Raw genomic sequence first — 25,382 nt, forward strand, 5'->3', positions numbered from 1 at the left:
GCTATTTTTTCAAATAGCTGGCAGAATCTAGCCAGGTATTTTTTGAACAGCTAAAACAACAGTTTTCGTTGTGGCCTCGAGTAGAGCTTTTGTCTTGCGAGCATGCAAAACAATCTATACATGCTTACTCAAGCGAAGCTTTCGCCTTGCGAGCATGCAAAGCGGTGCTTTGCTTACATGCTCTCAGGCGCAGACACACCTAAAAGTTCTAAGCCATTACGCAATACCTGACGTACGTTCACTGATAACAGTAAGCGCGCCTGAGTCAGTTCAGCATCATCACCGAGTACTTTATTGTCGTTGTACCAGCCGTGGAACAAGGCTGCCAGCTCTTTCAGGTAGTTGCCGATTTGATGTGGCTCATGGCTGTTTGCAGCACGCACCAGAATTTCTGGATAGGCAGCCAGTTTAGCCAGAACTTCAGTTTCAGCATCCAGCTCGAGTCGGGCCGCCAGAGTACGCGCTGCCGCAGCGTCAAAATTCACGCCTGTAGAGGCCGCTTTTTCTAACATACGGCAGATTCGGGCATGCGCATACTGGATGTAATATACAGCGTTGTCTTTGCTTTGCGACACCGCTAAGTCTAGATCGAAATCGATGTGTTGTTCAGATTTACGCATCACATAGTAGAAACGTGCAGCATCGTTGCCGACTTCTTTGCGCAGATCACGCAAGGTCACGAACTGACCTGAACGAGATGACATTTGTACCATCTCGCCACCGCGCCACAGGCTGACAAACTGAACCAGAAGCACCGTTAATTTCTTCGAGTCATAGCCCATCGCATCAATCGCTGCTTTTACACGTGCGATATAACCGTGGTGGTCTGAACCCCAGATATCAATAATATCGGTATAGCCACGTTGTAATTTATTCAGGTGATAGGCAATGTCAGAGGCAAAGTAGGTGGTCTGGCCATTACGGCGTTTCACCACACGGTCTTTTTCATCACCAAATTCAGTCGACTTGAACCAGATATTGCCATCTTTTTCGTACAGGAAACCACGTTGATCTAAGGTCTGTAAGGCTTCTTCAATTTTGTCGGTTAATGATTCTTCGCTGAACCATTGGTTGAAAGTGACACCAAATTCGCCCAGGTCATCTTTAATATCATCCAGAATCGCTTTGAGTGCTGCCTGTAGGAAGACACGGTAGCCTGTACCAATCAACGCCTGAGAATTAAAGATCAAACCATCAATGTGCTTTTCTTTGTCGCCAGACACCACCACTTTGTTACCATCTGCATCCAGTTCAGCTGCAAACTGTACATCTTCCGGTACATCTTTATACACATCCGCAACCGGGCGGACATAAGCATCGCCATCCTGGTCAATAATGCTTTGCGCGATTTCTTTGACATAGTCGCCTTGGTAAGCATTTTTCGGGAAGACCAATTCCTGACCATTTAACTCTAAATAACGCAGGTAAGTTGAAGTGGCCAGAATGTCCATTTGACGGCCAGCATCATTGACATAGTATTCGCGATCTACTTTGGCACCAGTTGCCTCTAAAAGATTGGCAACGGTCATGCCATACGCGGCACCACGACCATGACCCACGTGCAGGCTAGAGGTCGGATTGGCAGAGACAAATTCAACCTGAATGCGTTTGTCCGCATTGACCTGGGTGCGACCATAAGCATCTTGTTGTGCTTGAATTTGATCGAGTACCACAAAGCGCTGGTCTGCATTGAGGAAGAAGTTAATAAAACCAGGACCTGCGATTTCCGCTTTGCTGATATCCGCCACTTCAGGAAGAACAGCAAGCATTTTTTCTGCTAAATCACGCGGCTTCATACCCGCAGCTTTAGAGGCAATCATCGCGATATTTGAGGCGAAATCACCGTGTGTTCGGTCTTTGGTACGCGTCAAACTACTGCTGTTTTTCCAGTCAGATGGGAGGACACCTTCAGCTTGAAGGGATTGCACTGCATGTTCTAGAGCTGCTTGGATTGCCGTGTTCATAATCAGTCGAAAATAAATGTCGCAGAAAAACAGCAAATATAGCAAATTTCATGCTCTTTAGGTAAAAGCATTTCTAGGGAATAAAATTTATACGATCACCCCACAGATTTTTTACAATCTGGTCTTTGGGAGAATGTGATCAATCGGGTGAAAATAACATCAATTTTAATAAAAATGCACCTTCAGAAGTATAAAATTTGGCTTATATTAGTGATCTTAAAATATAGAAAAAGAGCAGTCCGTGGATTCGCAACAACATCCGACCATTATTGGCAATATTCCTAAACTTCCGGCGAAATGGGCACTGATTATTGTGCCGTTTATCTTGTCTGGTCTGATGAGTGGTATCATTTCCATGATCAATATGCTGCGCAATTTAGGCTGGATTGATGGATTCATGCCACTTTGGTTTCACAACTGGATGATTTCCTGGGCAATTGCCTTTCCAATCGTGGTGACCTTATTACCTTTTGTCCGCAAATTTACCGGACTATTGGTGGATATGTCCGGCCCTCAAGCACCGAAGTGATTGATTAAAACAACTCTGACAATAGTAAGGGTTTCAGCCTTTTAAAAACGCCGATGTAAAAATAGGGCAGGCAAGTTTTATTTTTAAGGTTGGGCTGATTTTATTCTGTCCCCAAACAGCCTGAATCTGTTGAAGAGCCAAGCTGTATCAAAGAGAAAAGGGTTTTTAAATCAGATGCTCCACCGCCGCCCGGATAATCCCGAGCACCAGACCGATACAGGCACCGACCACGACACCATTGACCCGGATCATATGCAGGTCACCACCGACTTCATTTTCAATCTTGTCGATCATTTCGGTCGAATCCCATTCGTGAATGCGCTCGCTAATAAAACGAATCACTTTTTCACTGTACTGATCACTCAGATCCACCGCGATCCCGCTAAGACGTTTATTCAGCAGCTCACGTACTGAAGCATTCGAGATAATATTTTCTCCGACCTGCTGAATCGCAATTCTGAGATTCTCGGCAATACCGGAATCCGGTTTTTGCAAATCCTCTTTAATGGCATCACATAAAATCACCACGGCACCACTGATAAAATTCAGCACTTGCGGACTATCGAGCAAGGCATCCTTGGTTTCATTCAGGCGCTGGCTGGCGTCACTGTCATTATCGGCCAGTTGCAACATCCAGTGATGTCCAGTTTCCTCAATTTTAAGCCGCCAAGGATGATCCGGGTCGGCCAGCATGGCTTCAACGCGCCCGATCACGGAATCAATACTGCGTTGCTGCACGTCAATCCCGATCCAGCTAGCACCTTTGGCCAATTTCCACACGCCCATTTCCTTAAACAGGTTACGGGTCAGCTCGCGGGTTTGTTCAGGATGTAAGGTCATCCAGGCATGTACCACGTCTAGGCCGCGTTGCAGTACATCCTGATGGAAATCATTTTCGAGTACGGCGCGCAGCATCTCGCTGGCCAGGGTATTGATCTGGGTGTTCTTGACCCATTGCACGCTATTATTCTGGATAAATCCGGCAATCTGTTCCTGCCCGACAAATTCAAAAACTTTAGGCACGGTTTGCTGGATCACCTGGGTGACCTGGGCATTATTCTGTGGATTGGCCAGCCAGCGCCCCGCGGCCAGACTCAGGTCGGTACTGGCCAGACTGCGCTGTACAATTTGCGGAGAGAGAAAATTTTCCTGCACAAAACGGCCCATCGACTCTGCAATACGGGCCTTGTTGCGGGGAATGATTTCGGTATGGTCACGTAAAAATTTCGGGATCGGCAAGCGGCCAAAAGGATTACGGAACAGTACGGTAATCGCATACCAGTCAGCCAGACCACCGACCACACCGGCTTCTGCAGAGAGCATCAGGATATGAATCAGCCAGACATATTCGGGCAGCAGCTTGGCAGCAAGCATGAGTGCCAACCAGATCAGTACCGCGACCACCAGCGCGATGGTCGCAAAACGTTTACTGCGTTGTAAGCTCGGGGAGATAGGCTCTGTCTGCATAGATCATCCTGTCAAGAGGGATTGGCCGGTTGCGGTTGCAGCAGTGCGCCGGATGGACTTAGACCATATTTAGCCCCAAGTGACTGTAAAATCAAGCGCGCATCGAAAGCATCACTGGGTGCCTGACCGGCTTTAAAGCATTCAATGGTATAGGCCACCTGAGCAGGATCCAGGGTGACAGTATAAGGCCGATCAAAGAATGGATCTGGCCAGAATCCCGGATAACGGCGGTAATATCCATAGGGATAATAGCTCGGTGCCGGATAGACGACGGCCTGCCGTGGTGGTTGCTGGGTGCGGTTACTTGGATCATTCAGTACCCTGAAAAACTGAAAGCCATTTTGTACAGTGGTCTGCGCGGCTTTGAGCAGGGTGATTTCTTCAGCAGTACCAAAGCTCATATTGGGACGAGCCTGAAAGCTGATGCGATAGGTGCTGCTGTTGAGGGGCGTGGTACTATATTGACCTAACTGATCAAAGCTTAAAGGCTTTGAGGGTGTCGTTGCACAGCCACTCAGACCCACTACCGCAATGAGACCCAGCCCGCAGAGGGTATATTTCATGTTCGATCTCCTGATGCAATGATCCAGTCCAGACAGCGGGGTTTAAAAACTCTTAAAAACTGCTGTCTGGCTGGGTCAGGAAAGTTAATTCTTCCGCGGTCGATTCCCGGCCTAAAAGCTGGTTTCGATGCGGATAACGTCCGAAACGGTCAATAATCACTTTATGTCTTAGCTCATAGTCCAATACAGTTGGATTATCCAGCGCTTCAAACAGCTGCAATGCCACTTCATGGATACGTGCTGACTCACTGTGCATAAAGGGCATGTATAAAAAACGGCGGTAGACTGGATCAAGCGCTTGATCGAGTTTTAGCTGGATCATTTCCTGCGCCAGGACCAAAGCCATACCATCTTGAGCAAAAGCACGTGGATCGTTGCGATATAAATTACGGGATAACTGATCCAGGATAATGATTTCGGCCACCCGGCCTGCTGGCGTTTCTCGCCAGGTCCATAATTCGCCTTGTGCGGCCTGCCGATGCAAGACACTAAACTTTTCAGCCAGTAAGGCATCAAAGGCGGCGCTTTTAACAAACCAGTTCGGTTCTGCGGCCGGGGAAAACCAGAAGTCTAAAAAATCTTGATAATTCATATGCTTTATTGTTTGCCTCTGCTCATTTAATTATAAAATCACAAATTTCACATGTCTTATAGAGGAAGTTTGTGTTAAAAAATTGCCAAATTAAAAATCAATAGTTTGCCTGAAAAGTAGGCGGCCTGTCATGTGCCGGCATGAAATCACGGTATACTGATTAAACTGATGATTTTAATTTAATAGTTTAGCCCCTTTAAGCGAGATTGTAATGAGTCAACCTGAACCGACTTCCCAAAATGTGTTACCGACCTGGGTAGAGTCGTCACTCATCAAAGGCATGCTGCGTGGTATTGAGCGTGAAAGCTTACGTATGCAGAGTGATGGTTTCCTGTCACAGGCAGGGCATCCGCGTGCCTTGGGTTCAGCCTTGACTCATCCACATATCACCACAGACTATTCTGAAGCCTTAATGGAGTTCATTACGCCGCCGCAGGACACGATCAAAAAAGCCTTGGACTATCTCACTGATATTCACGCGATTGTGCATCGTCATCTGGAAAATGAGGAAAAACTCTGGCCGATGTCGATGCCCTGCATGCTGGATAGCCGCGATGAAAGTATTCCGCTGGCGCAGTATGGCAGCTCGAATATCGGCTTATTTAAAACCTTGTATCGTCATGGCTTGGGGGTGCGTTATGGTCGCCGTATGCAGACCATTTCAGGGGTGCATTATAACCTGTCTTTCCCGGATCATCTGTTCGAAGCCTTACAGCAGCAGGAGCAGGATGAAGCACTCAAGGACTTAAGCCTGCAGGATTATCGCAGCCACCGCTATATGGGGCTGATCCGTAACTTTATTCGTCTGACCCCACTGGTGATGTTCCTGGTCGGTGCCAGTCCGGCAGTCTGCCAGTGCTTTATGACCGGTCGTGATCATCATCTATTGCCCTTGGTAAAAGGCACCCTGTATACCCCTTATGCGACAGCATTGCGTATGGGACGATTTGGCTACCAGAACTCAGCCCAGAAACAGCTCGGCATTCACTATAATAACTTGCAAGACTATCTAGAAGGACTGCAAAAAGCAGTCAAAACGCCGTATAAACCCTTTAGTCGTCTTGGACTAAATGCAGCAGATGGCCAGCCGACTCAGATCAATGATCATGTGCTGCAAATCGAAAATGAATATTACAGTCTGGTACGTCCGAAGCAGGTGCCACAAGAGGGTGAAACCCCATCTCAAGCGCTGGAAAATCGCGGGATTGCCTATGTCGAGCTGCGGGCAGTCGATGTCAATCCATATAGCCCGATTGGCATCAATGAAGACACCGCCGGCTTCCTGGAAGTGGTGGCCTTGTATTGTTTATTGCAGGACAGTCCAGCACTTTTCGGTGAGGAGCAGGAGATCATTGAGCAGAATCAGACCGAAGTGGTAAATCGTGGCCGTGCGCCGAATGCTGCAATTCTGGCAGATGGTCAATGCTATCCGATTGAAGACTGGTGTGCCATACATCTGCAACGCATGCAGCCTCTGGCCGAGCTGCTCAATCAGACCTATGCAACCGACCTGTATAGCAATGCCATGAAGATGATGCAGATCCGGGTCGATGAAGTTGATGCAACTTTATCTGCCCTGGTGGTGGGCGATACACGCACTCAAGGCAGTATGTGGCACTTTGGCCAGCATCTGGCTCAGCAACATAGCAGTGTTTATGAAGCACACCAGCTTAGCCCGGAAACACTGGCTTATTTTGAAGAAATGTCACAAAAGTCATTGCAGCAACAACAGCAACTCGAGCAAGATAGCAGCGTCAGTTTTGCTGATTATTTAGCCCAATATCGATAAAAAATAAGAGGATTCACCATGCAATGGGGTTATCGCTTCGTGAGTGGTATGTTATTTTTGGCTGCTGTCATTGGAATGGCATTTGCCTTATATCTTGAGCATGTACAGGGCCTGGCGCCTTGTCCACTCTGTGTGTTTCAGCGTGTGGGATTAATTGGACTGGGGATCATCTCACTCATCGCATGTCTGCATAACCCTAAATCCAATATCATGAAGCGGCTCTATGCCTTGCTAGGTTCGCTGAGTATTTTATGGTCTGTGGGCGTTGCTGCCCGGCATGTCTGGTTACAGAATCTGCCACCGGATCAGGTGCCGAGTTGTGGTCCTGGCCTGGAATACTGGCTGGAAACCTTGCCAATGCAGTCAGTGTTGCAACAGGTACTCAATGGTTCTGGCGAGTGTGCCACCATTGACTGGACTTTCTTGGGGCAATCTTTGCCGGTCTGGTCTCTGATCTTCTTTAGTATTTTATTGCTGGTCAGTCTATGGCAACTGCTGCGCAAATATAAAACTGCACCGGTTAAACGGCTCAGAGATAAATATTAATAAGTTCGCATTAACAAGCCCTCAATTGAGGGCTTGTTAATGCGCTGAAAGTTAAGTCAGGGCAATACCTTCCAGACTTTCCAGATCAATTGTATATTCACGAATTTGATCAAAGGCTTCATCTTCTACACTTGGATAGAACCAGCGTGCCACCTGTTCGGCGACCAGCGGATGATATTGAATCTCGAAATGGTTCAAGCCATAGAAAATAGCCTTGTGGGCATCCGGAACTTTGAGCTGGAAACGCGGATTGGGATGCTCGCCCAAAGCGCTTTTGATACTGACCAGATAGTCGCCAATCACGTGCAGGGTCTTGTTTTTGCGGTTTTCAAATTCGATCGTACCTGCAACCAGATAGGTGTCGATATGCGAGGGAATCGGGGCAGGTTTACGGTTGTCATCCATAAAGCCGATCCGAAGCGCATTATGCTCCCAGTCATCATCACGGACACTGCCATGGCGTAAATCCAGAATTCCGTTACTGCGAATATTGACCAGATGACCAATCAGCCGGATCAGCGGGAAATGTCCAAGTTTGTCCTGCAAGCTAAACCCAAAACGTTCCAGAACAGCACCATGATGCGGTGAACCGAGACAGACCAGATTCTCCACCATATTGATCCAGCCATACATATTCTGCTTGCCATAAAACAGCGCACTACGAGAGACCAGACCCCCCATGCTATGCCCGATCAGGTCAATACTGGTAATTCTCGGATTGCGAGCGACCAGATCCTGCAAGGTATTGGCCAGACTGCGGCCATTGGCTGAAATTCGCCGACCGGTATTGTAATTCAGATACAGCATGGTATTGCGGTCGCGCTGGGCCAGTAATTTTTCTCCAATCCCTTCATATTTGCGATTTGACCAGTCTAAATGGTTCATGCATAAGCCATGTACAAACAGGGTAATCCGTCCGCTCAGCTCACCATTTTGCAATGAGCCATAATGATCATAGATCACCATGGGCAAGGCCAAAGGGTTTTGATATTTCAGCAGATAATCCCCAATAATGCCATTTAAGGCACTGACCAGAAAATACAAGGAAGGCGTCAGCGGCTTATTATGCAGTTTGGGAAAACGTTCAATAATCTGGCGTAGACCGGGTGCAATCAGGGTATTGCCATAATGAAACAGCATGTCATAGGACATTTGATAGAGCCGGGCAATCGACGGAATATTCTGAATTTTTTGTGAATTATTTTCACTTAAACCAAAAATACTCATTAAAATTTCACGTTGAATACTTTTGATCAGTTCCTGAATCACGTCGTTAAAGCGCGTCGTCACCAGCTGCGCCAGACCTTCCAGTACATCGGCCTGACTCGGTGGGGTTCGGTCCCAGCGACAATAGGTTTCATGTAACGGTGTCAAACTTGGCATCTGATGCTGTCCTTTCAATGAGCCGCATGATTTGTCATCTTTCTTTTTAAAGAACTTCGCGGTATAAATTCTTTTTCTTGTCGAGTTTCCAGATATTGAGGCCTTCATTCTAAAATAGCGAGAATTACAGAATACTTCGGGCTTTTTTGTCAGACAATTTAAGTAATTAACGGGTCTGATATTGTAGTGTACTTCACATTTTTTAAATTAAATTTTGATGATGAATGGGTTTTTTGTTGGTAGTTCATGAATATTATTTATTTGCATGGCTTTAAAAGTAATGCCTACTCGATCAAGGGGACATTGCTGCAACACTACTGTGCAAAATACTCCGGGGTTCAGGTGCATTTGCCTGATTTAAATATGTCGCCACTGGCTGCGATTCAGCAGCTTTCCGAGCGGATTCAGTCAATGCAAGATGTGGCGCTAGTGGGCAGCAGTCTCGGCGGATTCTATGCGACATATCTGGTCGCACAGCATGCTGTGCCTGCTGTACTGATTAATCCGGCAATGCGACCATGGCAACTGTTTCGTGAACTGTTTGACGAGCAACTGCCTTTGCAGGTGCATCCGAACTGGTGTCTGGATGATGCAGATCTGCTGCAACTGCAACAATTGGCCCTGCCAGTTGCACAAGATGCAGACAAAATGCTGGTTCTGCTGCAACAAGGCGATGAAGTTTTGGATTATCGTGAAGCACATCGTTATTATAGTGCTGCGCGTCCCCCTGCAATGCTGATGACCGAAGCAAATGGCAGTCACGGGATGGATGATTTTGCGGAGAAAATTCCGCTGCTCTTACAGTTTTTGTTGGACTGCATAAAAAAGGAAACCGAATAACGTGTCTCAATATACGGCTCAATCTCTTGAAGTTTTATCTGGTCTGGATCCGGTACGTCGTCGTCCGGGCATGTATACCGATACCTCTCGTCCGAACCATCTGGCGCAGGAAGTGATTGATAATGCTGTCGATGAGGCCTTGGCCGGACATGCCAACAAGATTACCGTCACGGTCTGTAAAGATGGTTCATTATCTGTCGAAGATAACGGTCGTGGTATGCCAGTCGATATTCATCCCGAATATGGTCAAAGTGGTATTGAAATCATCATGACCAAACTGCATGCCGGTGGTAAGTTCAGCACCGATAACTACCAGTTTTCCGGTGGTTTGCATGGCGTGGGGATTTCAGTCGTCAATGCGCTTTCGACCCGTGTAGAAGTTGAAGTTCAGCGTCAGGGCAACCTGTATAAAATGGCCTTTGAAAATGGTGAGCCGACGGCTCCACTTGAAGTGCTGGCAGGCAAGGCGCCTAAACGCGCCTCGGGAACTACGGTACATTTCTGGCCTGAAACCAAATACTTCGATTCACCCAAATTTGCCTTAAAAGCTTTAAAGCATAATCTCAAAGCCAAAGCGGTTTTGGCTGCGGGCTTACAGATCAATTATGTTGACCAGATCAATGACGAAAAGATCAGCTGGCAGTTTGAAAATGGTCTGGTCGACTATTTGATGGATGAGCTTGAGGATCGTGAAATCATTCCTGCACCGGCTTTTGTTGCAACAGGTGACGCTGAGCGTGCCAGTGCCGAGTTTGCGATTTGCTGGAATGTAGAAGGCGGCGATAGCATTCAGGAGTCCTATGTCAACCTGATTCCGACCGCGCAGGGCGGTACCCATGTCAATGGTTTACGTTCAGGCGTGACCGATGCGATGCGTGAATTCTGTGAGCTGCGTAATCTGTTGCCGCGTAATATGAAACTCTCTGCGGAAGATGTCTGGGATGGTGTCAACTATATTCTGTCGCTGAAATTCCAGGAGCCGCAGTTCTCGGGACAAACCAAAGAGCGTCTGTCGAGTCGTGAAGCCTCAGGTACGGTGCAGAATATTGCCAAAGATGCATTTGCACTCTGGCTAAACCAGAATTCTGATATCGCGATGCAACTGGCTGAAATGGCCATTTCTAAAGCGGGTCGCCGTTTAAAAGCCGCGAAAAAAGTAGAACGTAAAAAAATTGTGGCCGGTCCAACCTTGCCGGGTAAATTATCCGACTGTGTTGGACATGATCTGGATCAGTCGGAACTGTTTATTGTGGAAGGCGATTCTGCGGGTGGTTCTGCCAAACAGGCGCGTGATAAAAACTTCCAGGCGATCATGCCCATTCGCGGTAAAATTCTAAACACTTGGGAAGTCTCTTCGGATGAAGTTTTGGCATCGCAAGAAGTACATAACATCGCGATTGCGATCGGTGTCGATCCGGGTTCAGATGACCTGTCCGAGCTACGTTATGGCAAAATCTGTATTCTGGCCGATGCCGATTCCGACGGTCTGCATATTGCAACTTTGCTCTGTGCCCTGTTCGTCAAGCATTTCCCGACCTTGGTGGAAGAAGGGCATTTATTCGTTGCCATGCCGCCCTTGTATCGGATTGATGACAACAAAGACGTGCACTATGCCCTGGATGATGACGAGCTCAATGGTATTTTGAAAAAATGCAAAAGCAAAAATCCGCAAATTACCCGATTCAAAGGTCTGGGCGAGATGAATGCCAGCCAGTTACGTGAAACGACCTTAGATCCAAATACACGCCGTTTGGTGCAGCTGGATTTGGATGATAGTCATTTTACCGCAGGTTTACTGGATAAGTTACTTGCGAAAAAACGTGCCAGTGACCGTAAGGAATGGTTAGAGCAAAAAGGCAATCTGGCAGATATTATTGTGTAATAGCACTCTTTTTTAGATCAAGAGCCCGCAACTGCGGGCTTTTTGCTGGCTTGAATCTAAGCCCTATTTTTTCGATCTGTGTGCTGATATTTTTATATCTGAAACCGATTAATTCTCTACTTTTAAGAAAACTCCTGCCGCTGAAACATTATGCCCAAAGCCACAACCTGAATCACCACTATTTTGCTTAAGCACTGCACGACTTCCGAGTTTGGCATCAAAGCCGAAAGAGATATCGATTTTGCAGTCTTCAGAGCGATATTGTGCCTGTGTTTTATTCAGTGGCATCGTGGTATTAAATCCACCTAGATTTGGTCCATAAATCAAACTGCGTAAGCCCATATAGAGACCTTCATATTCGATCGCATAATGTTGCTGCTGTTTGACAATTTTCAGCGTACTCCAGGCACCAAAACCGGCATGCTGTACATAAGTACCTGCAAGTTGAGTGTCCTTTTTAGGTGGAGGAAGCTGTTTTAAATTAAACTGACTACTTTTAGCATCGGGGTAAACGGAGAACCAGGCACGTGCCCATTGAGGCTTGCCAAGTTTGCTATAGCTTAAACCCACATTATTAAATGCTGTTGTAATGGCTTGTTCAGAGAAAGAGGTTTTAGCTTCATCCCGGTTCATTTCACAAAAAGATGACCAGGCAGCTTGTTGCTTAAATTGTGCTATGGCCTGTTGATAGTGTTTTTGATCATAGAATTTTTTGCCATTATTGGCGTAGCTCTTCACTTTGCTGCAGCTTGTACGAAGTTCTTTTTCAAAATCTGAATCGGCAAAAGTTAGTGTACTTAAAGTTAAAATACCAATACAACATAGAGATTTATACATTGTTTTACTCTGGACGGCTTTGATCTGAATAAAACATAGCCAGCTTTGGAAGTAAATAGAGTGTCTGTTTCGATACCAGTTTAATAAAAGAGAAGCCGGTCTAAATAACAGGAGATTTAAAGAGTCGTTACTTCGGCCTGCTCCAAATTCAGTTGTAATAGCACCAGATCGCGCCATTGACCAAACTTTTGTCCAACTTGCGGCATATAAGCACTTTGCACAAAGCCCAGTTTTTCATGCAGGCGAATCGATGAGATATTTTCTGAATCAATCGCTGCGACCATGATATGCAATTGCTGTGCTTGAGCCTCTTCAATTAAATGCTTTAATAAGATAGAACCCAGACCTTGTCCTGCATAATCCGGATTTAGAAAAACTGAATGTTCTACCGTGTGTTGAAAGCCTTGAATACTACGAAACTGGTCATAGCAGGCATAGCCAGCAACACGCTGATCTCGTCTATCTTCAACCACAAAAACTGGGAAATTTTGATTCTTCAACTGCTTAAACCAGATTTTGAAATAGTTCAAATCAAAGGCTGTTCTGTTCCAGGTCGCAGTGCCATGTAGCACTTCTTGATTATAAATCTCGAGGATGGTTTCAAGATCATGCTTGGTGGCATGTCGAATTTGAAAATGATGCATATTTTTGTTCTAGTTTGGCTTGAATAAGGGATGAAAAAAAGCAGAACCGAAGTTCTGCCTTTGATCATACAACAATTAGAAGTGATACTTCACAAGTGCACTGACATCATGCTGATCAATATTTGTACCAAACTTGTTATTCCAAACTGAATGTTCAACACCCACATAAAGCTTAGTCTCTGGAGAAATGTGTTTACCCACATTCCATTTGTATTGAGACGTCCAGTTTAATTCGCTTTTATGATTAGGACCTTCAGCAGTTGACCAATCCAGGAAAGCATCTGCCAGAAATTCTTCACCGCCAATTTTAAATGGCACGGCATAGGTAATGGTCATTTGATAATCATCTTCTTGAAGATCATTTTCTGCTTTGTAGAAGTTGATGGTTGCATAGTTGGTATAAGGGATCGCTAAATTAAAACCAATACCATATAGGTAGTTGTTAAAATCACTGTCCTGAGCACTGTTGCCTTCCCAAGTCGTTGCAATTAATACGTCTGTGATAGGGCCCAGTTCAAGTTTCTGGCCAGTTACTGCGCCAAGGCTTAAACGTGGTGCAACTTCAAAATAGGTTTCGTTACCATTTGGATCATTGTTGGTACGATCCGCAAAGGCAAAGAAATCGCCATATTTAAAACCAGCGGCATATTCAGCAGTAACTGTGCTTTGCTCAATTTTTTCATCTTGAGTTGGAAATGGTACTTTATAGTTTTCACCATAAAGGCCGGTCAGGCTAAAGTCTTGCCAGATTGGTTTTGCCTGGGTAAATGTTGCAGTGGTAGCCAATGCACAAAGTGCCGCGAGTTGTGTCAATTTCATTTAAATCTCTCCCCCAAGAAAGCAGAGTAAGCATACAGATTAATGCGTAAAAATAAAGTTAAAATTGATCGCTGACCTAAATATCTCCAAGTCTTCAGCATGAGGAAATATTTGGTCTCATCGATAGGCATTTCCGAAAATAAGAGATGAGTTTTTAAGTCATTATTATTAAAAAAAATTTAAATCAGGTGGTATAAAAATCAAGAAAGCTTTATTGAAATAAAAAAGCTGAAACTCTGTTCAATCGAATTTAAATCTCACTGTTTTTTTAGTATTTTGAGTTTGCAAGATTGCCATCTCATCATTCAACCAAAAGAGAAAGCACAATAGCGATGTATTTTTAGAGCGAATATTTTGCTAAAAAGCATGAAGATGTTTGGCTCGATGAAGCTATTTGGCCGGTATTTAAGCAACTCTAGCTGCCAAAATCTTAAAATTCCTGTTTATTTTGTGTAATAAATTCAAGCTTTAATCAAAGTTTTTTGTTTATTTATTAAACTGTTTGGCTTGTGGAGAAATCATCCTGACCGGTCATTTCCTGCATACAAAAATCCATAAGAACATTGTGTTTAGGGGAAGAGATAAGAATTTTTGAAAATCTTTAAGAAGAGTAGAAAACAATCACTAGCCTAGCAGAGAGAAGGATCATTGTAAGGCTTGTCACGCTTATATTTTCCAGAAAATCCACCTGATTATTGCTCCTGAGATTTTCAGATAAACTCTTCAGATTTTGCCATTATTTCAGCTCATGAACAGAGTGATCTGGATGTTATTTGTACTTTTTTATAAGAATATTTCGCTATCAATTTTTGATGAAATCATGTGAACGATAATGTAATTGAGAGAGGTCAATAACCCTATTTTAAGCTGAGTAAACAGTTGTCACAATCCATTATTCTTTTGCTAAAAAGCCAAAATAGGACTTGCATATTTTCAAGATAGGGCTGATATTCGAGATATAAGGACACGGTTCTGCAGACTCAAAAATGTGTTCATCATTCAAAGTGGAGGGTGTAATTCCAATCATTTGAAGAAGTGAAATGCGATGCGAAACAGCAAGCTACAAACGTGCCAAGATAAAAATTTTTGCACTCAAAAAGTTACAAAGATTGAGGATGGTAATTTATGAATATTGAACTTCGTACAGATAAACACATTCAGAATAGCGAGCGTTTAATTGATTATGTACGTGAAGAATTAAATCAAGAATTCCAGCGCCATAGCGAGCGTATTACTCATTTTTCAGTCCATCTCAGTGATGAAAATGGCGCCAAAGGCGGTGATGATGATATTCGCTGCATGATAGAAGCGCGTCCTGCAGGGTTAAAACCCGTGGTCGTCAATCATCGCGCTCACAATGTGGATACTGCCATTCGTGGTGCGATTGACCGGCTAAAACGCAGTCTGGAACATGTGATTGAGAAAAAAGACAATGTTCGTCCTGGTGCCTTAGCACTGGCAGATACAGATACTGCAGCAGAGATTGACGAGTAATGCTGACCGATTTTAAAAAGCCCTGCGGGGCTTTTTTTGTATGAAACAAAAATATAATAGTGAGAAGCGCAACAAAGCCGCACGTTATTCGGCATAATAGTCGAAAACGAATGAAAGTGAGCTCCATCATGTTAACTGCGCAACAACAAATTTTTGTGCAAGCACTCGAAGAATTAAATCTGGATCAGGTAAAGCAGCTTTTGGCAGATGGACTCAATCCAAATTTTATTGATCATGACAAAGGCCCGGTAATTTCGGTCTGGTCAGATGGTTTATTTAAATGGTGGGAAGAGGTATGCGAGTTATATGAAGCCGGCACACCACTTTCAGCTGAAGAAAAACAGGCACGATTGGCTGTACATTTACAAATTCTGGAAGAATTGATCCAGGCCAAAGTGAATTTGCATCTCTGGGATGCAGAAGAAATTTATGGCCCATTATGGGATGCTGCAAGTGCCGCATGTGCACCTGCCGTGCAGCGTTTACTCGATGAAAAAGTTGATCCAAATAGCAAAGATGAAGATGGCATGACCATTTTATCTTCGATCAGTGACCTGTTCTTCGATTGTGATTTTGATGAAATTAACTGGTCAGAAGCCTTGGATGAAGAAAAACAGACGCTAGAACTCTTGCGTAGTCATGGCGCAAAAATGAGCAAAGAACTGGGTTAAATTTTAATAAAGAGCACCAAGATGACAATATTAAAAACTTTGGGTTTAATTGCACTGACTGGTTGCAGTGCATCACTTTTCGCAGCAGATTTTGAATTTGATCGACCAGGTGAAGGTCTGAGTACAGGCATTACCCCGGTTGGAAATGTTGCCTGGGAGCAAGGTTTGCCCACAGCCCGCTACAGCAAGTCGGGCGAGCAAACGGTAACGACACTGAATGCAGATATGTTGTTACGTACCGGACTTAGTGATGGTCTGGAGTTGCGTCTGGGCTGGGAAGGCCCTGTCTGGTCACAAGTCAAATCCAACGGCCAGACGAATGAAAATGATGGTCTGGGCGATGTCAGTATTGGTCTGAAAAAAGCCATTGATCTGGATGATGACAAACTGAGTCTGGCCTTGCTGGCCGAAGCAGTTATTGCGACAGGCAATGCCGGTTTCAGTAATGAAGAAGATATTTACAGCCTGGGTTCTGTCGTATCGTACCAATATAATGACTTGGTCAGTACCGCATTGACTATGCGTTATGAATGGCAGGACAGCAATTGGGCCATAGCTGCGATTCCATCGATCGGCTACCAGATCACCGATCGCTGGTCAGGCTATTCTGAACTGATTTACCGTAAAGCTGAAAGCATCGACAATGAATACGCGCTTGGCACTGGGGTAATGTATGCACTTAATGACCGTGTTCAGCTGGATGCCAGTGTGGGAGTTGATCTGGACGGTACAGAGCGAAGCTACTTTTCAGGTTTAGGCGTATCCTTCTTATTCTAGGACACTCCAGTTTCGTGATGATCAGAAACCCGCAATTCCAGAGCTGGGGCAAAATGCTTGCCCCGGTCATCCTGGGAAGCCTCGTGTTTAGCAGTCCGGTTCAGGCCGAAACAGCGCTCTTGTCTGCCGAGCAGGCTTTTCCTGTTCATGTGATTTCTACCAGTCAGCAACAGGCTGAGCTGAGCTGGCAGATTCCGGATAACTATTATCTGTATCAGCATAAAATTGAAGTGCGGCAGGGCAATCAGCCTGTATTGCTTGAATTACCGCCTGCTAAAGATCTGTATGATGACAACTATGGGCATACCCAGGTGTATTATCAGCAGTTAAAGTTTCAGATTCCGACGCAGGCCAACCAGTCCTATCAGGTGAGCTGGCAGGGCTGTGCCAAAGACCGAATCTGTTATCCGCCGCAAAGTATTCAGTTCAAGACAGATCTGTCAGGTCTGGTGCAATTTGAAGCTGCCGGCCCAGGAAGCAAGCGCTTACTTGATCTAAACGGGTCATCACTGCAACACAATACCCTGTTTAATACAGCGGATTCCTCAGAATCTACAGCAGATGCATTTTCTGCATCCCCTAGCGGGCAACCCGCAGTCGGTGCGGCACAAGACCAAAAATGGTCAGCTCAATTGCTTGAACGCTCTTTGGGTTATGGACTGTTACTGTTCTTTGGCTTAGGAATCTTGCTGGCTTTTACCCCATGTTCCTTGCCGATGCTGCCGATCCTGACCTCGCTGATTGTACGGGACAGCAAAGGTGTCAAAGCCTGGATGATCGCCCTGACTTTTGTCAGCAGTATGGCCGCGGTCTATGCGGTGCTGGGTTTAATTGCGTCTTCGGCCGGCCTGAATTTCCAGCGTTGGTTGCAGCAACCCGGTACCCTGATCGCGTTTAGTGTGTTGTTTGTCCTGTTTGCCCTGAATCTGTTTGGACTGTTTGAGATTAAACTGCCACAACGTCTGGTTCAGCGTCTGGATCGGGCTCAGGCCATGCAGCAGGGCGGTAGTTTGGTCAGTGCTGGAGTCATGGGCATGATCTCGGCGCTGCTGGTCGGGCCATGCATGACCGCACCGTTGGCGGGTGCACTCTTGTTTATTTCCCAGACCCAAAGCCAGTGGCAGGGTGCCTTGCTGCTGTTTACCCTCGGTTTTGGCATGGGCACACCTTTACTGCTGGCCAGTATTTTGGGTGCACGGGTACTACCTAAAGCCGGGCACTGGATGAATCAGATCAAAGTGCTCTTTGCCTTTATCATGCTGGCGCTGGCACTGTATTTTATTCGCCCACTGATTTCAGAAGCGACTTTACAGTGGTTATCCTTAGGCTTGGGCATGGCCTTTGTGGCCTATGTACTGTTCCGGATTTTCTGGCATCGTACTGGCTTGAGGTGGTTGTATATCCTGTGTCTGATGATAGCACTGCCTTATATCAGTTATAGCCAATATCAGCATAGTCAGCGGTTTTTTGTTGAGCAGTCCAGTACAGAAGCCCAGTGGCATGTGGCACGCAGTGCAGCAGAATTTCAGCAGATTTTGAATACAGCACCGCAAGGGCAAAAGATCGTGATTGATGTCTATGCCGACTGGTGTGTCGCTTGTCAGCCGATTGAACATCGTATTTTAAAATCTGCACAGGTACAGCAGGCTCTGGCACCTTATTTCCTGATCAAGCTGGATTTAAGCCAATACAATGCCTCGCATCAAATGCTGTTAAATCAATGGGAAATTCTGGGACCACCAACCTATTTATTTCTGAATGAGCAGCAACAGGAAATTCGCGGTTTACGTTTGACCGGTGCTTTTAGCGAAGCAGAATTGCTGGCCCAGCTGCAACGTCTGGCTCAAAGCTCAACCCTATAATATTCATAATCATCGAAAAAGCTGAACCCGTTTAAGAAACCTGCATCTGTGCAGTCACCGGCTCAGCATAGGCTTTGACCCGATTACGTCCACCGGCTTTGGCCTGATAAAGCGCCTGATCGGCCTGACTGAGTAGCTGTTGTGGGCGTAACTCGGCTTTGGAAATAGCAATTCCGAAACTGGCAGTCACCGGAATCGGCTCACCTTCATCACTCATCATCTGTAATTGCTGAATCGCGCTGCGGCAGCGTTCTGCTACTTGTTTGGCTTTTTCCAGACTGGTATTTTTCAGCACCAAAATGAACTCTTCACCGCCAAAGCGGCCCACTACATCACTTTCGCGTAACTGTTGGCTTAATACAGCACTGACTTCAACCAAGGTTTCATCGCCCTTATGATGACCATACAGATCATTAATTTTCTTAAAGTGATCCAGATCTAAGAGAACCAGGGCGTAATGGGGTACAGCCGTAGCATTGAGCTGATCCAGACATTGATTGATACTGCGCCGGTTAAACAGGTTGGTGAGCGGATCAATCTGACTGAGCTGCTTGATGAGTTCTTCACGATGACGCCATTGGCTGAGTAAAATTTCAAATAACACCATGCATACAGCTAAAATTGGGACAATGAAATACAGCATTGAAAACAGCCAGAAAGCATTATAAAAATGTTTGTCCTGAATGTTGAATAAAGGAGAATAAGGCAATTGATGGCTGAAACTTAAATAGGCACATCCGCCTAGGAAAATGGATGCTGGAATCAGCATGCTATAAACCAGCCTGCGATGAAACAGCACCAGTCCCACCATAATTAAACAGACATAGGAGGTCGTGGCCACAGGGCTGATCACCCCCACGACATAGGCATCACGGCACAGCGAAATCACAAAAGTACCAACTGCCAGATAGGGCAAATAACGTTCCACCAGAGGATTGCTCTGAAATTTATAACAGGGATAAATCAGTGCCAATAAAATCGCTAAAAAGCTGCTGTTCAGGATAACTTGGGTATGAACCCGTTCTAACTGAACATATTGCCAATACTCTGGATTGAATAAAACAAAGATATCCCAACCGAGCCAGGTCAGATGTACGCCGCAGCCCAAAGTTAGCATCAGGATGCACTTTTTGAGAATACTCCAGTTCATCACGACTTCATCTTCGACCAGATATTTCGTGATTCTGTGTTTGATTATTTTTTGTAATACAGGCGATATTCGCTTCATGTTGTCGGTCTGACTTAAATTATTATGGCAACTTTTTAAGATTTATTGACTATTTATAGCTTTATTTACATAAGATAACATAAGTTTTAACGCTTGATAAACCACAATATTTAAGGCGTCTGCAAAATAGGAATTTCTAATATTAAAGCTGGTTTTGTTCTAAATTCAGAATGATGTGTTTTATCTGTGCTAATTATTTCATGCAACCTAAGCCTTAAAATGGCTGCATTAGTTAGATAGCCCCATAGATGAGAGCGAAGCCATGAAAGTTTTACAGATTGATTCCAGTATTTTAGGCGATGCCTCTATTTCGCGTCAGCTGACTCAGGCGTTGGTGAGTCAGTTACAACAAAAACATGCTCAGGCCATCGAGCTTGAATATCTCGATCTTGCTGCGCAGCCGATTCCACATCTCACGGCTGAAATTTTAATGGGTCAGAATGCAGAACAGACTGCATTAGGCGAAGACATCCTGCAACAGTATTTACAGGCAGATATCGTGGTGATTGGCGCGGCCATGTATAACTTTGGCTTACCATCGACCTTAAAAGCCTGGATTGACCGGATCTGTGTGGCGGGACGTACGTTTAAATATACCGAACAAGGCCCTGTCGGTCTGGCGGGCAATAAAAAAGTATATATTGCCAGCAGCCGTGGCGGAGTTTATGGTGAGCAAAGTCCTGCCGATTTTCAGGAAGCTTTTTTGAAAACCGTGTTTAACTTTACCGGCGTAACCGATATTGAAGTGATTCGTGCGGAAGGCGTGAACATGGGCGAAACGATCAAGGCACAAGCCTTAGAGACGGCATTGCAGCAGGTTCAAGCCATCTAAATATCCAAAAACAACTCAAAAGGTCAGCCTATGCTGGCCTTTTTTATATGGATGAACAGTAATTAATCTCGATCCAGACGGTGCGCGAAGGCTGCCAGATCGCTCAGCGCCTGTTGGGCTTCCTCAAACCAGGCACTGAACATCTGAAAGTTATGCCACATGCCGGTATACAGTTTAAATTCCACATCGACACCCGCCTGTTCGGCTTTTTCCTTAAAACGACTGGCATCATCCAGTAGAATTTCCTTGGAACCGACCTGAATATGAGTTGGGGGCAAGCCGCTTAAATCGGCGAAAAAGGGCGAAACTTCCGGATCACCCCGATCGATGGCACGCGGGACATAATATTCAATGCCAGTTTCAACTGTTTCCAGAGACAGCAGGGCATCATGTTTCTGGTTATAGCGCAACGATTCACTGGTCAGGGTCAAATCCAGCAAAGGAGACAACAGAATCAAACCACTCACTTGTGGGAGGTTTTCTTTTTGTAATTTGAGCGCCAAGGCCAGCGCCAGATTGGCCCCACAAGAATCACCGGACAGGATGATATCTTTGGCCTGAACGCCTTGATCGAGCAATAAGTTATACACATCAAACAAGGCTTCCAAGGCCTCTGGATAGGCAGATTCCGGTGACAGCGGATAATCTACATGCAGTACCTGCATCTGGGTTCGAGCCGCAATTTGAGTCATAAAGGCACGATGGGTATTTAAAGAGCCTAAATAAAATGCCCCGCCATGAATATGAAAAATCAGCTGGGTCGACTCTTGCTGCGGCTTAATTTCCTCTGCGCGCAGACCCGCCAGACGTAGCGAACGAATCTGTACGGTTTTGTCTTGTGGAAAGAGTTTGCACATCTGCTCCAGTGCAATGCGCATTGAACTCGGTGGAAGATTGAATCTGCTTGGGGCACGAATGACTGTCTTTAAGATGCTTTCTGTAATTAATTGTTTTGTTAACGGGCTTATCTTCATTTTCCTTCCATCTTTTTGTGCTTTTATTGATCATGTAGATTATTTACCAACCATATTTACAAGGTTACACTAAATAGTCACAGCTAAAAATTGAAAAATTGTTGTGACTTTTTAATACTACAGAGGTCTATTTTCAGACTAAGGAAATGAAGAAAAATGAAAAAAATAGCGCTTATGTTAGGACTACTAGGCTTATCTGTACTGGCAAATGCCGCAGATCCTTTAAATGGCACGGTTTGGAAAACCATTGATGATAAAACCAAGCAGCCTAAGGCCATGGTTAAATTTACTGAACAAAAGAACGGTACGTTGTCAGCAAGTATTCAATCTGTGTTAACACCAGGTGAAGAAAATGCCTGTACCAAGTGTGAAGGTCCGTACAAGAACAAGTCACTCAAAGGCTTGACCATTGTGAAAGGTCTTAAGAATTCAGGTGGTACCAGCTATGACAGTGGTTCAATTCTGGATCCGCAATCTGGTAAAACTTACAAACTAAAAGGCCAACTGGCAGATGGTGGCAAGAAACTTGAGCTTCGTGGCTTTATTGGTGTGGCAGCATTAGGCCGTAACCAGACTTGGGTTCGTGCAAACTAATCCAGTTCGATAGAAAGATAAAAGCCTGACTGCTGTCAGGCTTTTTTGTATGGATTATTTAGAATAATAATTAATTACTTAAGGTGCGATAAGCCGCGTCATCAAAACCGGCAATAAAACCTGTGGGCGTGGCCAAGATCGGACGTTTAATTAAACTGGTATGAGTGCTTAATGCGGCAATTAAAGCATCTTCACTGGACAGCGCCATTTGCTGCTGTTCTTCAGTCAGTTTGCGCCATGTGGTTCCTTTTTTATTTAATACCACATCCTGACCCAGCGCATTCAGCCAGACTTTAATGGTATCAGCATCGATGCCCTGTTTCTTATAGTCATGAAATTCATAGCTCAACCCCAGCTCAGTCAGTAGGTCAAAAGCTTTTTTCATCGAATTGCAGTTTTTAATCCCGTAAATTTTTAACATATTCGCCATCTAACACATCTTAAATCATGGCCTAGCTTAACCAAATTCGCAGCAGTCGACCATGCAAAATAGAATGATTAGAAAACAATTTAAAATAGGGAGGCAGAATCGTCATCAAAATGACATCAATGCGCTTTAAAATGATTAACCAGAAAAACAACAATAAAAAAAATAATAATTTTAGGCAGTGGAAATAGAAAACCCGCATTTAATCATCCTGATCATGCGGGTCTCAATTCAACGTCCATTGTCACATCCATGAAAAACAAGCTAAATGTTTTAGTTTGTTTTATTTTCTTCCTACGGCGTCCTGTCCTTATATTGTCATCCTGACATGTCCCTGTGCCGTGAGGCTATAATGCTCTGTTATGACATCGAGATAAACCCAAAAAATACGTCATGTCATGTAAGCAATAAGCCTTAATTGAGTGAACAGGTGTGCACTCAATTGATAGGTATTTTTTTATAGTTTGTAGTCGATGATCACTGGGGCATGATCGCTAAACCATTGTTCCTTATACACCCAGGCATTGACGGTACGCTCTTTCCAGTCTGGTGAGCAGGCCTGATAATCAATCCGCCAACCGACGTTCTTGGCTCGGGCTTGTCCGCGGTTTGACCACCAGGAATACAGTTCAGCTTCTTTGCGTACTTCGCGGAACGTATCGACATAACCGAGTTCATCATAGATATGATCTAGCCAGGCGCGCTCATGTGGTAAACAGCCGGAAGCTTTCTGGTTGCCGGACCAGTTTTTAATATCAATCCGTTTATGCACGATGTTGTAATCACCGCAGACAATCACCGATTTATTTTCATCGCGCCATTGTTTCAGGATTTTGGCATATTCTTCCAGAAAGTGATCTTTACGCGCTTGTGCTTCATCGCCTGATGAGCCGGAAGGTAGATACAATGAACAGATATGGGCCGTTTTCTCCAAACCTAAATCAAATTCAGCTGCAATAAAACGGCCTTGCGAATCTGACAGTTCAAAGCCCAGACCATCGGTTAAAGAGACAAAGGGCAGGCGGCTATAAATTGCGGTACCGGCATAACCTGGACGTTCGGCAGGGAATAGATGGGTATACCAGCCTTCCGGTTTAAATTTATCGGTCCACTGCACATGGGTGATCCGGCTTTCCTGCATACAGATCACATCGGCATCCGACTGTTCCATCCATTCCAATAGCCCTTTGCTCACCGATGAGCGTAAACCGTTGACATTAATTGAAACGACACGAAGAATTTTTTGATCACCTGGATAGCTACTCTTTGGTATCATGCGCAAGTCTTACCTTAATTAATGGATTTAGGAGCACCTCATGCCAACGCCAGCTCAGTTTAACCCGCAAGCTTTTATCGAACTCGCATTATCACGCGGTGTGCTTAAATTTGGTGAGTTTACTTTAAAATCGGGACGTGTGAGTCCCTATTTTTTTAATGCGGGTCTGCTGAATGATGGTGAAGCCCTGACATTGCTGGCTTCTGGCTATGCAGCAAAATTAACGGCATGTGACCATGTGGAAGTGGTTTTTGGTCCTGCATATAAAGGTATTCCTTTTGTGGCAGCGACCGCTGTGGCGCTATCACAAAATCATGGGGTGAGTGTGCCTTGGGGTTTTAACCGCAAAGAAGCCAAAGATCATGGCGAGGGTGGCGTGCTAGTCGGTGCTTCTGTAGCAGGTAAAAAAGTCTGGATCATTGATGACGTGATCACAGCAGGAACAGCGATTCGTGAAGTCGTGACAATCTTGAAAAATGCCGGTGCACAAATCGCAGGTGTTTTGGTTGCACTTGACCGTCAGGAAAAAGGTCAGGGCGATTTATCAGCCATTCAGGAAGTGCAGCAAGAGCTTGAGATTCCTGTACATGCCTTGATTACCATGAAAGATTTGATGGACTATCTGGAAACCAAGGGTGATCAAGAAGCTTTAACTAAAATGGAAGATTATCGAGTTAAATACGGGATCTAAGCGGTGATCCTTATCGTAAAGGAAGCTACAGCTTCCTTTTTTGTTTTAAAGTTCAATTGATGTAGAAATTAAGCATGCAAATACAGGGTGAATACTTAAAAAACTAAGTCAAAGTGCTGTAATTCAAAGATTTTTAATATTAAAGACTTTCAATCTTGATGTAGATGAATACAGTTTAAAATACTGGAAATTGACAATAATATTCAGTGATTCTGTACGCATTTGCTTACATGAGTTCAAGCCGTTTGCGTCTATACGCAGCTTTGCTGCATTGCCTATAATGAATTCATCAGGAACAGGATGTTCCATAAAAGAATAACAAGAGATAAATACAAGGAAAGTAAGGTAAGACAGGAGTCATACCCAGCGAACCAACACGAAAAACCCCCGGCAGGATGCTGGGGGTTTTTCATTTTTAGCGATTCATGCAGGCCCAGATGTAACAGGCTTAGACGCGGGGAGAATAAATAAGATGATTTACTGGTTTAAATGACTGGAATAGGTTTAGAGAGTATCACCAACCGATCACTTTTGAAGATTGTTAATCTTTAGAGCCAAAAAAAGCACCTTAAGGTCACTGCTGTCCCATAGTTTGCTTTAAATAAAAAAAACCTGAGTCCTAACAGTTAAAATATGAGTGCAAACAAACACTTTAACGACCAGGATTCAGGTTTTGTCACATCAGAATACCGTATTTCATG

The 25,382-nt window shown here is 44.8% G+C and carries 24 protein-coding genes; 12 read left to right on the top strand and 12 right to left on the bottom strand.

Annotation, left to right across the window (positions count from 1 at the left end):
* Window positions 1-173 precede the first annotated feature (173 nt).
* The gene (gene argS, locus FTT75_RS09915) at window positions 174-1,964 is read right to left on the bottom strand and encodes an arginine--tRNA ligase (RefSeq protein WP_005173319.1); all 1,791 of its coding nucleotides are present in this window, start codon (window positions 1,962-1,964) and stop codon (window positions 174-176) included.
* Window positions 1,965-2,205: 241 nt separating this feature from the next.
* Here argS and FTT75_RS09920 point away from each other — a divergent pair, with 241 nt between their 5' ends.
* Window positions 2,206-2,493, top strand: coding sequence for a DUF2798 domain-containing protein (locus FTT75_RS09920; protein WP_180186347.1), 288 nt, complete (start codon window positions 2,206-2,208; stop codon window positions 2,491-2,493).
* 165 nt (window positions 2,494-2,658) lie between these two features.
* On the opposite strand, the gene FTT75_RS09925 is transcribed toward FTT75_RS09920, so the two are convergent.
* The 3 genes from FTT75_RS09925 to FTT75_RS09935 are packed head-to-tail and all read right to left on the bottom strand — an operon-like array spanning window position 2,659 to window position 5,115.
* Window positions 2,659-3,960, bottom strand: coding sequence for a DUF445 domain-containing protein (locus FTT75_RS09925; protein WP_180186348.1), 1,302 nt, complete (start codon window positions 3,958-3,960; stop codon window positions 2,659-2,661).
* An 11-nt stretch (window positions 3,961-3,971) separates the two neighbouring features.
* Window positions 3,972-4,523: a hypothetical protein gene (locus tag FTT75_RS09930; RefSeq protein WP_180186349.1), complete on the bottom strand. Its 552-nt coding sequence runs from the start codon at window positions 4,521-4,523 to the stop codon at window positions 3,972-3,974.
* Between the two features lie 52 nt (window positions 4,524-4,575).
* Window positions 4,576-5,115: a DUF924 family protein gene (locus FTT75_RS09935; RefSeq protein ID WP_180040755.1), complete on the bottom strand. Its 540-nt coding sequence runs from the start codon at window positions 5,113-5,115 to the stop codon at window positions 4,576-4,578.
* Window positions 5,116-5,326: 211 nt separating this feature from the next.
* On the opposite strand from FTT75_RS09935, the gene gshA reads away from it, so the two are divergent.
* Together gshA and FTT75_RS09945 are read left to right on the top strand one after the other, a co-directional pair.
* Complete coding sequence (gene gshA / locus FTT75_RS09940) at window positions 5,327-6,904, top strand: glutamate--cysteine ligase (protein ID WP_074383841.1); 1,578 nt, start codon at window positions 5,327-5,329, stop codon at window positions 6,902-6,904.
* Window positions 6,905-6,922: 18 nt separating this feature from the next.
* The gene (locus FTT75_RS09945; protein ID WP_005094960.1) at window positions 6,923-7,450 is read left to right on the top strand and encodes a disulfide bond formation protein B; all 528 of its coding nucleotides are present in this window, start codon (window positions 6,923-6,925) and stop codon (window positions 7,448-7,450) included.
* A gap of 51 nt (window positions 7,451-7,501) precedes the next feature.
* On the opposite strand, the gene FTT75_RS09950 is transcribed toward FTT75_RS09945, so the two are convergent.
* Complete coding sequence (locus FTT75_RS09950; protein WP_100329526.1) at window positions 7,502-8,833, bottom strand: hypothetical protein; 1,332 nt, start codon at window positions 8,831-8,833, stop codon at window positions 7,502-7,504.
* Window positions 8,834-9,079: 246 nt separating this feature from the next.
* Between FTT75_RS09950 and FTT75_RS09955 the strand changes: the two genes are divergently transcribed.
* Complete coding sequence (locus FTT75_RS09955) at window positions 9,080-9,673, top strand: YqiA/YcfP family alpha/beta fold hydrolase (protein WP_180186350.1); 594 nt, start codon at window positions 9,080-9,082, stop codon at window positions 9,671-9,673.
* A 1-nt stretch (window position 9,674) separates the two neighbouring features.
* Window positions 9,675-11,555, top strand: a complete 1,881-nt coding sequence (gene parE, locus FTT75_RS09960) for a DNA topoisomerase IV subunit B (protein ID WP_100534542.1) — start codon at window positions 9,675-9,677, stop codon at window positions 11,553-11,555.
* A 108-nt stretch (window positions 11,556-11,663) separates the two neighbouring features.
* Here the strand turns inward: parE and FTT75_RS09965 are convergent, their stop codons facing one another.
* From FTT75_RS09965 to FTT75_RS09975, 3 genes are all read right to left on the bottom strand, one after another.
* Window positions 11,664-12,392, bottom strand: coding sequence for a hypothetical protein (locus FTT75_RS09965; RefSeq protein WP_100356993.1), 729 nt, complete (start codon window positions 12,390-12,392; stop codon window positions 11,664-11,666).
* Between the two features lie 116 nt (window positions 12,393-12,508).
* Window positions 12,509-13,036, bottom strand: a complete 528-nt coding sequence (locus FTT75_RS09970; protein ID WP_180186351.1) for a GNAT family N-acetyltransferase — start codon at window positions 13,034-13,036, stop codon at window positions 12,509-12,511.
* Between the two features lie 75 nt (window positions 13,037-13,111).
* Window positions 13,112-13,855: an outer membrane protein OmpK gene (locus FTT75_RS09975; protein WP_180072394.1), complete on the bottom strand. Its 744-nt coding sequence runs from the start codon at window positions 13,853-13,855 to the stop codon at window positions 13,112-13,114.
* Window positions 13,856-14,980: 1,125 nt separating this feature from the next.
* On the opposite strand from FTT75_RS09975, the gene FTT75_RS09980 reads away from it, so the two are divergent.
* From FTT75_RS09980 to dsbD, 4 genes are all read left to right on the top strand, one after another.
* Window positions 14,981-15,349 (top strand): HPF/RaiA family ribosome-associated protein, encoded by a 369-nt coding sequence (locus tag FTT75_RS09980; RefSeq protein WP_005094974.1) that lies wholly within the window; start codon window positions 14,981-14,983, stop codon window positions 15,347-15,349.
* Between the two features lie 128 nt (window positions 15,350-15,477).
* Window positions 15,478-16,020 carry a hypothetical protein gene (locus FTT75_RS09985; protein WP_100354947.1) on the top strand — a complete coding sequence of 181 codons (543 nt, stop codon included), beginning with the start codon at window positions 15,478-15,480 and terminating at the stop codon, window positions 16,018-16,020.
* Window positions 16,021-16,041: 21 nt separating this feature from the next.
* Complete coding sequence (locus FTT75_RS09990) at window positions 16,042-16,797, top strand: transporter (protein ID WP_100354946.1); 756 nt, start codon at window positions 16,042-16,044, stop codon at window positions 16,795-16,797.
* Between the two features lie 53 nt (window positions 16,798-16,850).
* Window positions 16,851-18,659 (top strand): protein-disulfide reductase DsbD, encoded by a 1,809-nt coding sequence (dsbD, locus tag FTT75_RS09995; RefSeq protein WP_373686586.1) that lies wholly within the window; start codon window positions 16,851-16,853, stop codon window positions 18,657-18,659.
* A gap of 31 nt (window positions 18,660-18,690) precedes the next feature.
* On the opposite strand, the gene FTT75_RS10000 is transcribed toward dsbD, so the two are convergent.
* The gene (locus tag FTT75_RS10000) at window positions 18,691-19,887 is read right to left on the bottom strand and encodes a GGDEF domain-containing protein (protein ID WP_180186352.1); all 1,197 of its coding nucleotides are present in this window, start codon (window positions 19,885-19,887) and stop codon (window positions 18,691-18,693) included.
* 262 nt (window positions 19,888-20,149) lie between these two features.
* Between FTT75_RS10000 and FTT75_RS10005 the strand changes: the two genes are divergently transcribed.
* Window positions 20,150-20,719, top strand: a complete 570-nt coding sequence (locus tag FTT75_RS10005; protein ID WP_005094985.1) for an FMN-dependent NADH-azoreductase — start codon at window positions 20,150-20,152, stop codon at window positions 20,717-20,719.
* 62 nt (window positions 20,720-20,781) lie between these two features.
* On the opposite strand, the gene FTT75_RS10010 is transcribed toward FTT75_RS10005, so the two are convergent.
* A complete protein-coding gene (locus FTT75_RS10010; protein ID WP_005173280.1) occupies window positions 20,782-21,693 on the bottom strand; it encodes an alpha/beta hydrolase in 912 nt (303 codons plus the stop codon).
* 156 nt (window positions 21,694-21,849) lie between these two features.
* On the opposite strand from FTT75_RS10010, the gene FTT75_RS10015 reads away from it, so the two are divergent.
* Window positions 21,850-22,287 (top strand): DUF2147 domain-containing protein, encoded by a 438-nt coding sequence (locus FTT75_RS10015; protein ID WP_005173279.1) that lies wholly within the window; start codon window positions 21,850-21,852, stop codon window positions 22,285-22,287.
* 70 nt (window positions 22,288-22,357) lie between these two features.
* Here FTT75_RS10015 and FTT75_RS10020 read toward each other — a convergent pair whose 3' ends face one another.
* Together FTT75_RS10020 and FTT75_RS10025 are read right to left on the bottom strand one after the other, a co-directional pair.
* Entirely contained in the window at window positions 22,358-22,708 is a 351-nt protein-coding gene (locus FTT75_RS10020) for a Spx/MgsR family RNA polymerase-binding regulatory protein (protein ID WP_159138410.1), read from the bottom strand.
* Window positions 22,709-23,171: 463 nt separating this feature from the next.
* Window positions 23,172-23,990 carry an exodeoxyribonuclease III gene (locus tag FTT75_RS10025; protein WP_180186353.1) on the bottom strand — a complete coding sequence of 273 codons (819 nt, stop codon included), beginning with the start codon at window positions 23,988-23,990 and terminating at the stop codon, window positions 23,172-23,174.
* Between the two features lie 40 nt (window positions 23,991-24,030).
* Here FTT75_RS10025 and pyrE point away from each other — a divergent pair, with 40 nt between their 5' ends.
* On the top strand, window positions 24,031-24,681 hold the full coding sequence (pyrE, locus tag FTT75_RS10030) for an orotate phosphoribosyltransferase (RefSeq protein WP_159138390.1): 651 nt from the start codon (window positions 24,031-24,033) through the stop codon (window positions 24,679-24,681).
* The last annotated feature ends 701 nt before the right edge of the window (window positions 24,682-25,382 follow it).

It is taken from the genome of Acinetobacter sp. YH01008 (assembly GCF_013420435.1).
Lineage (GTDB): Bacteria > Pseudomonadota > Gammaproteobacteria > Pseudomonadales > Moraxellaceae > Acinetobacter > Acinetobacter pseudolwoffii.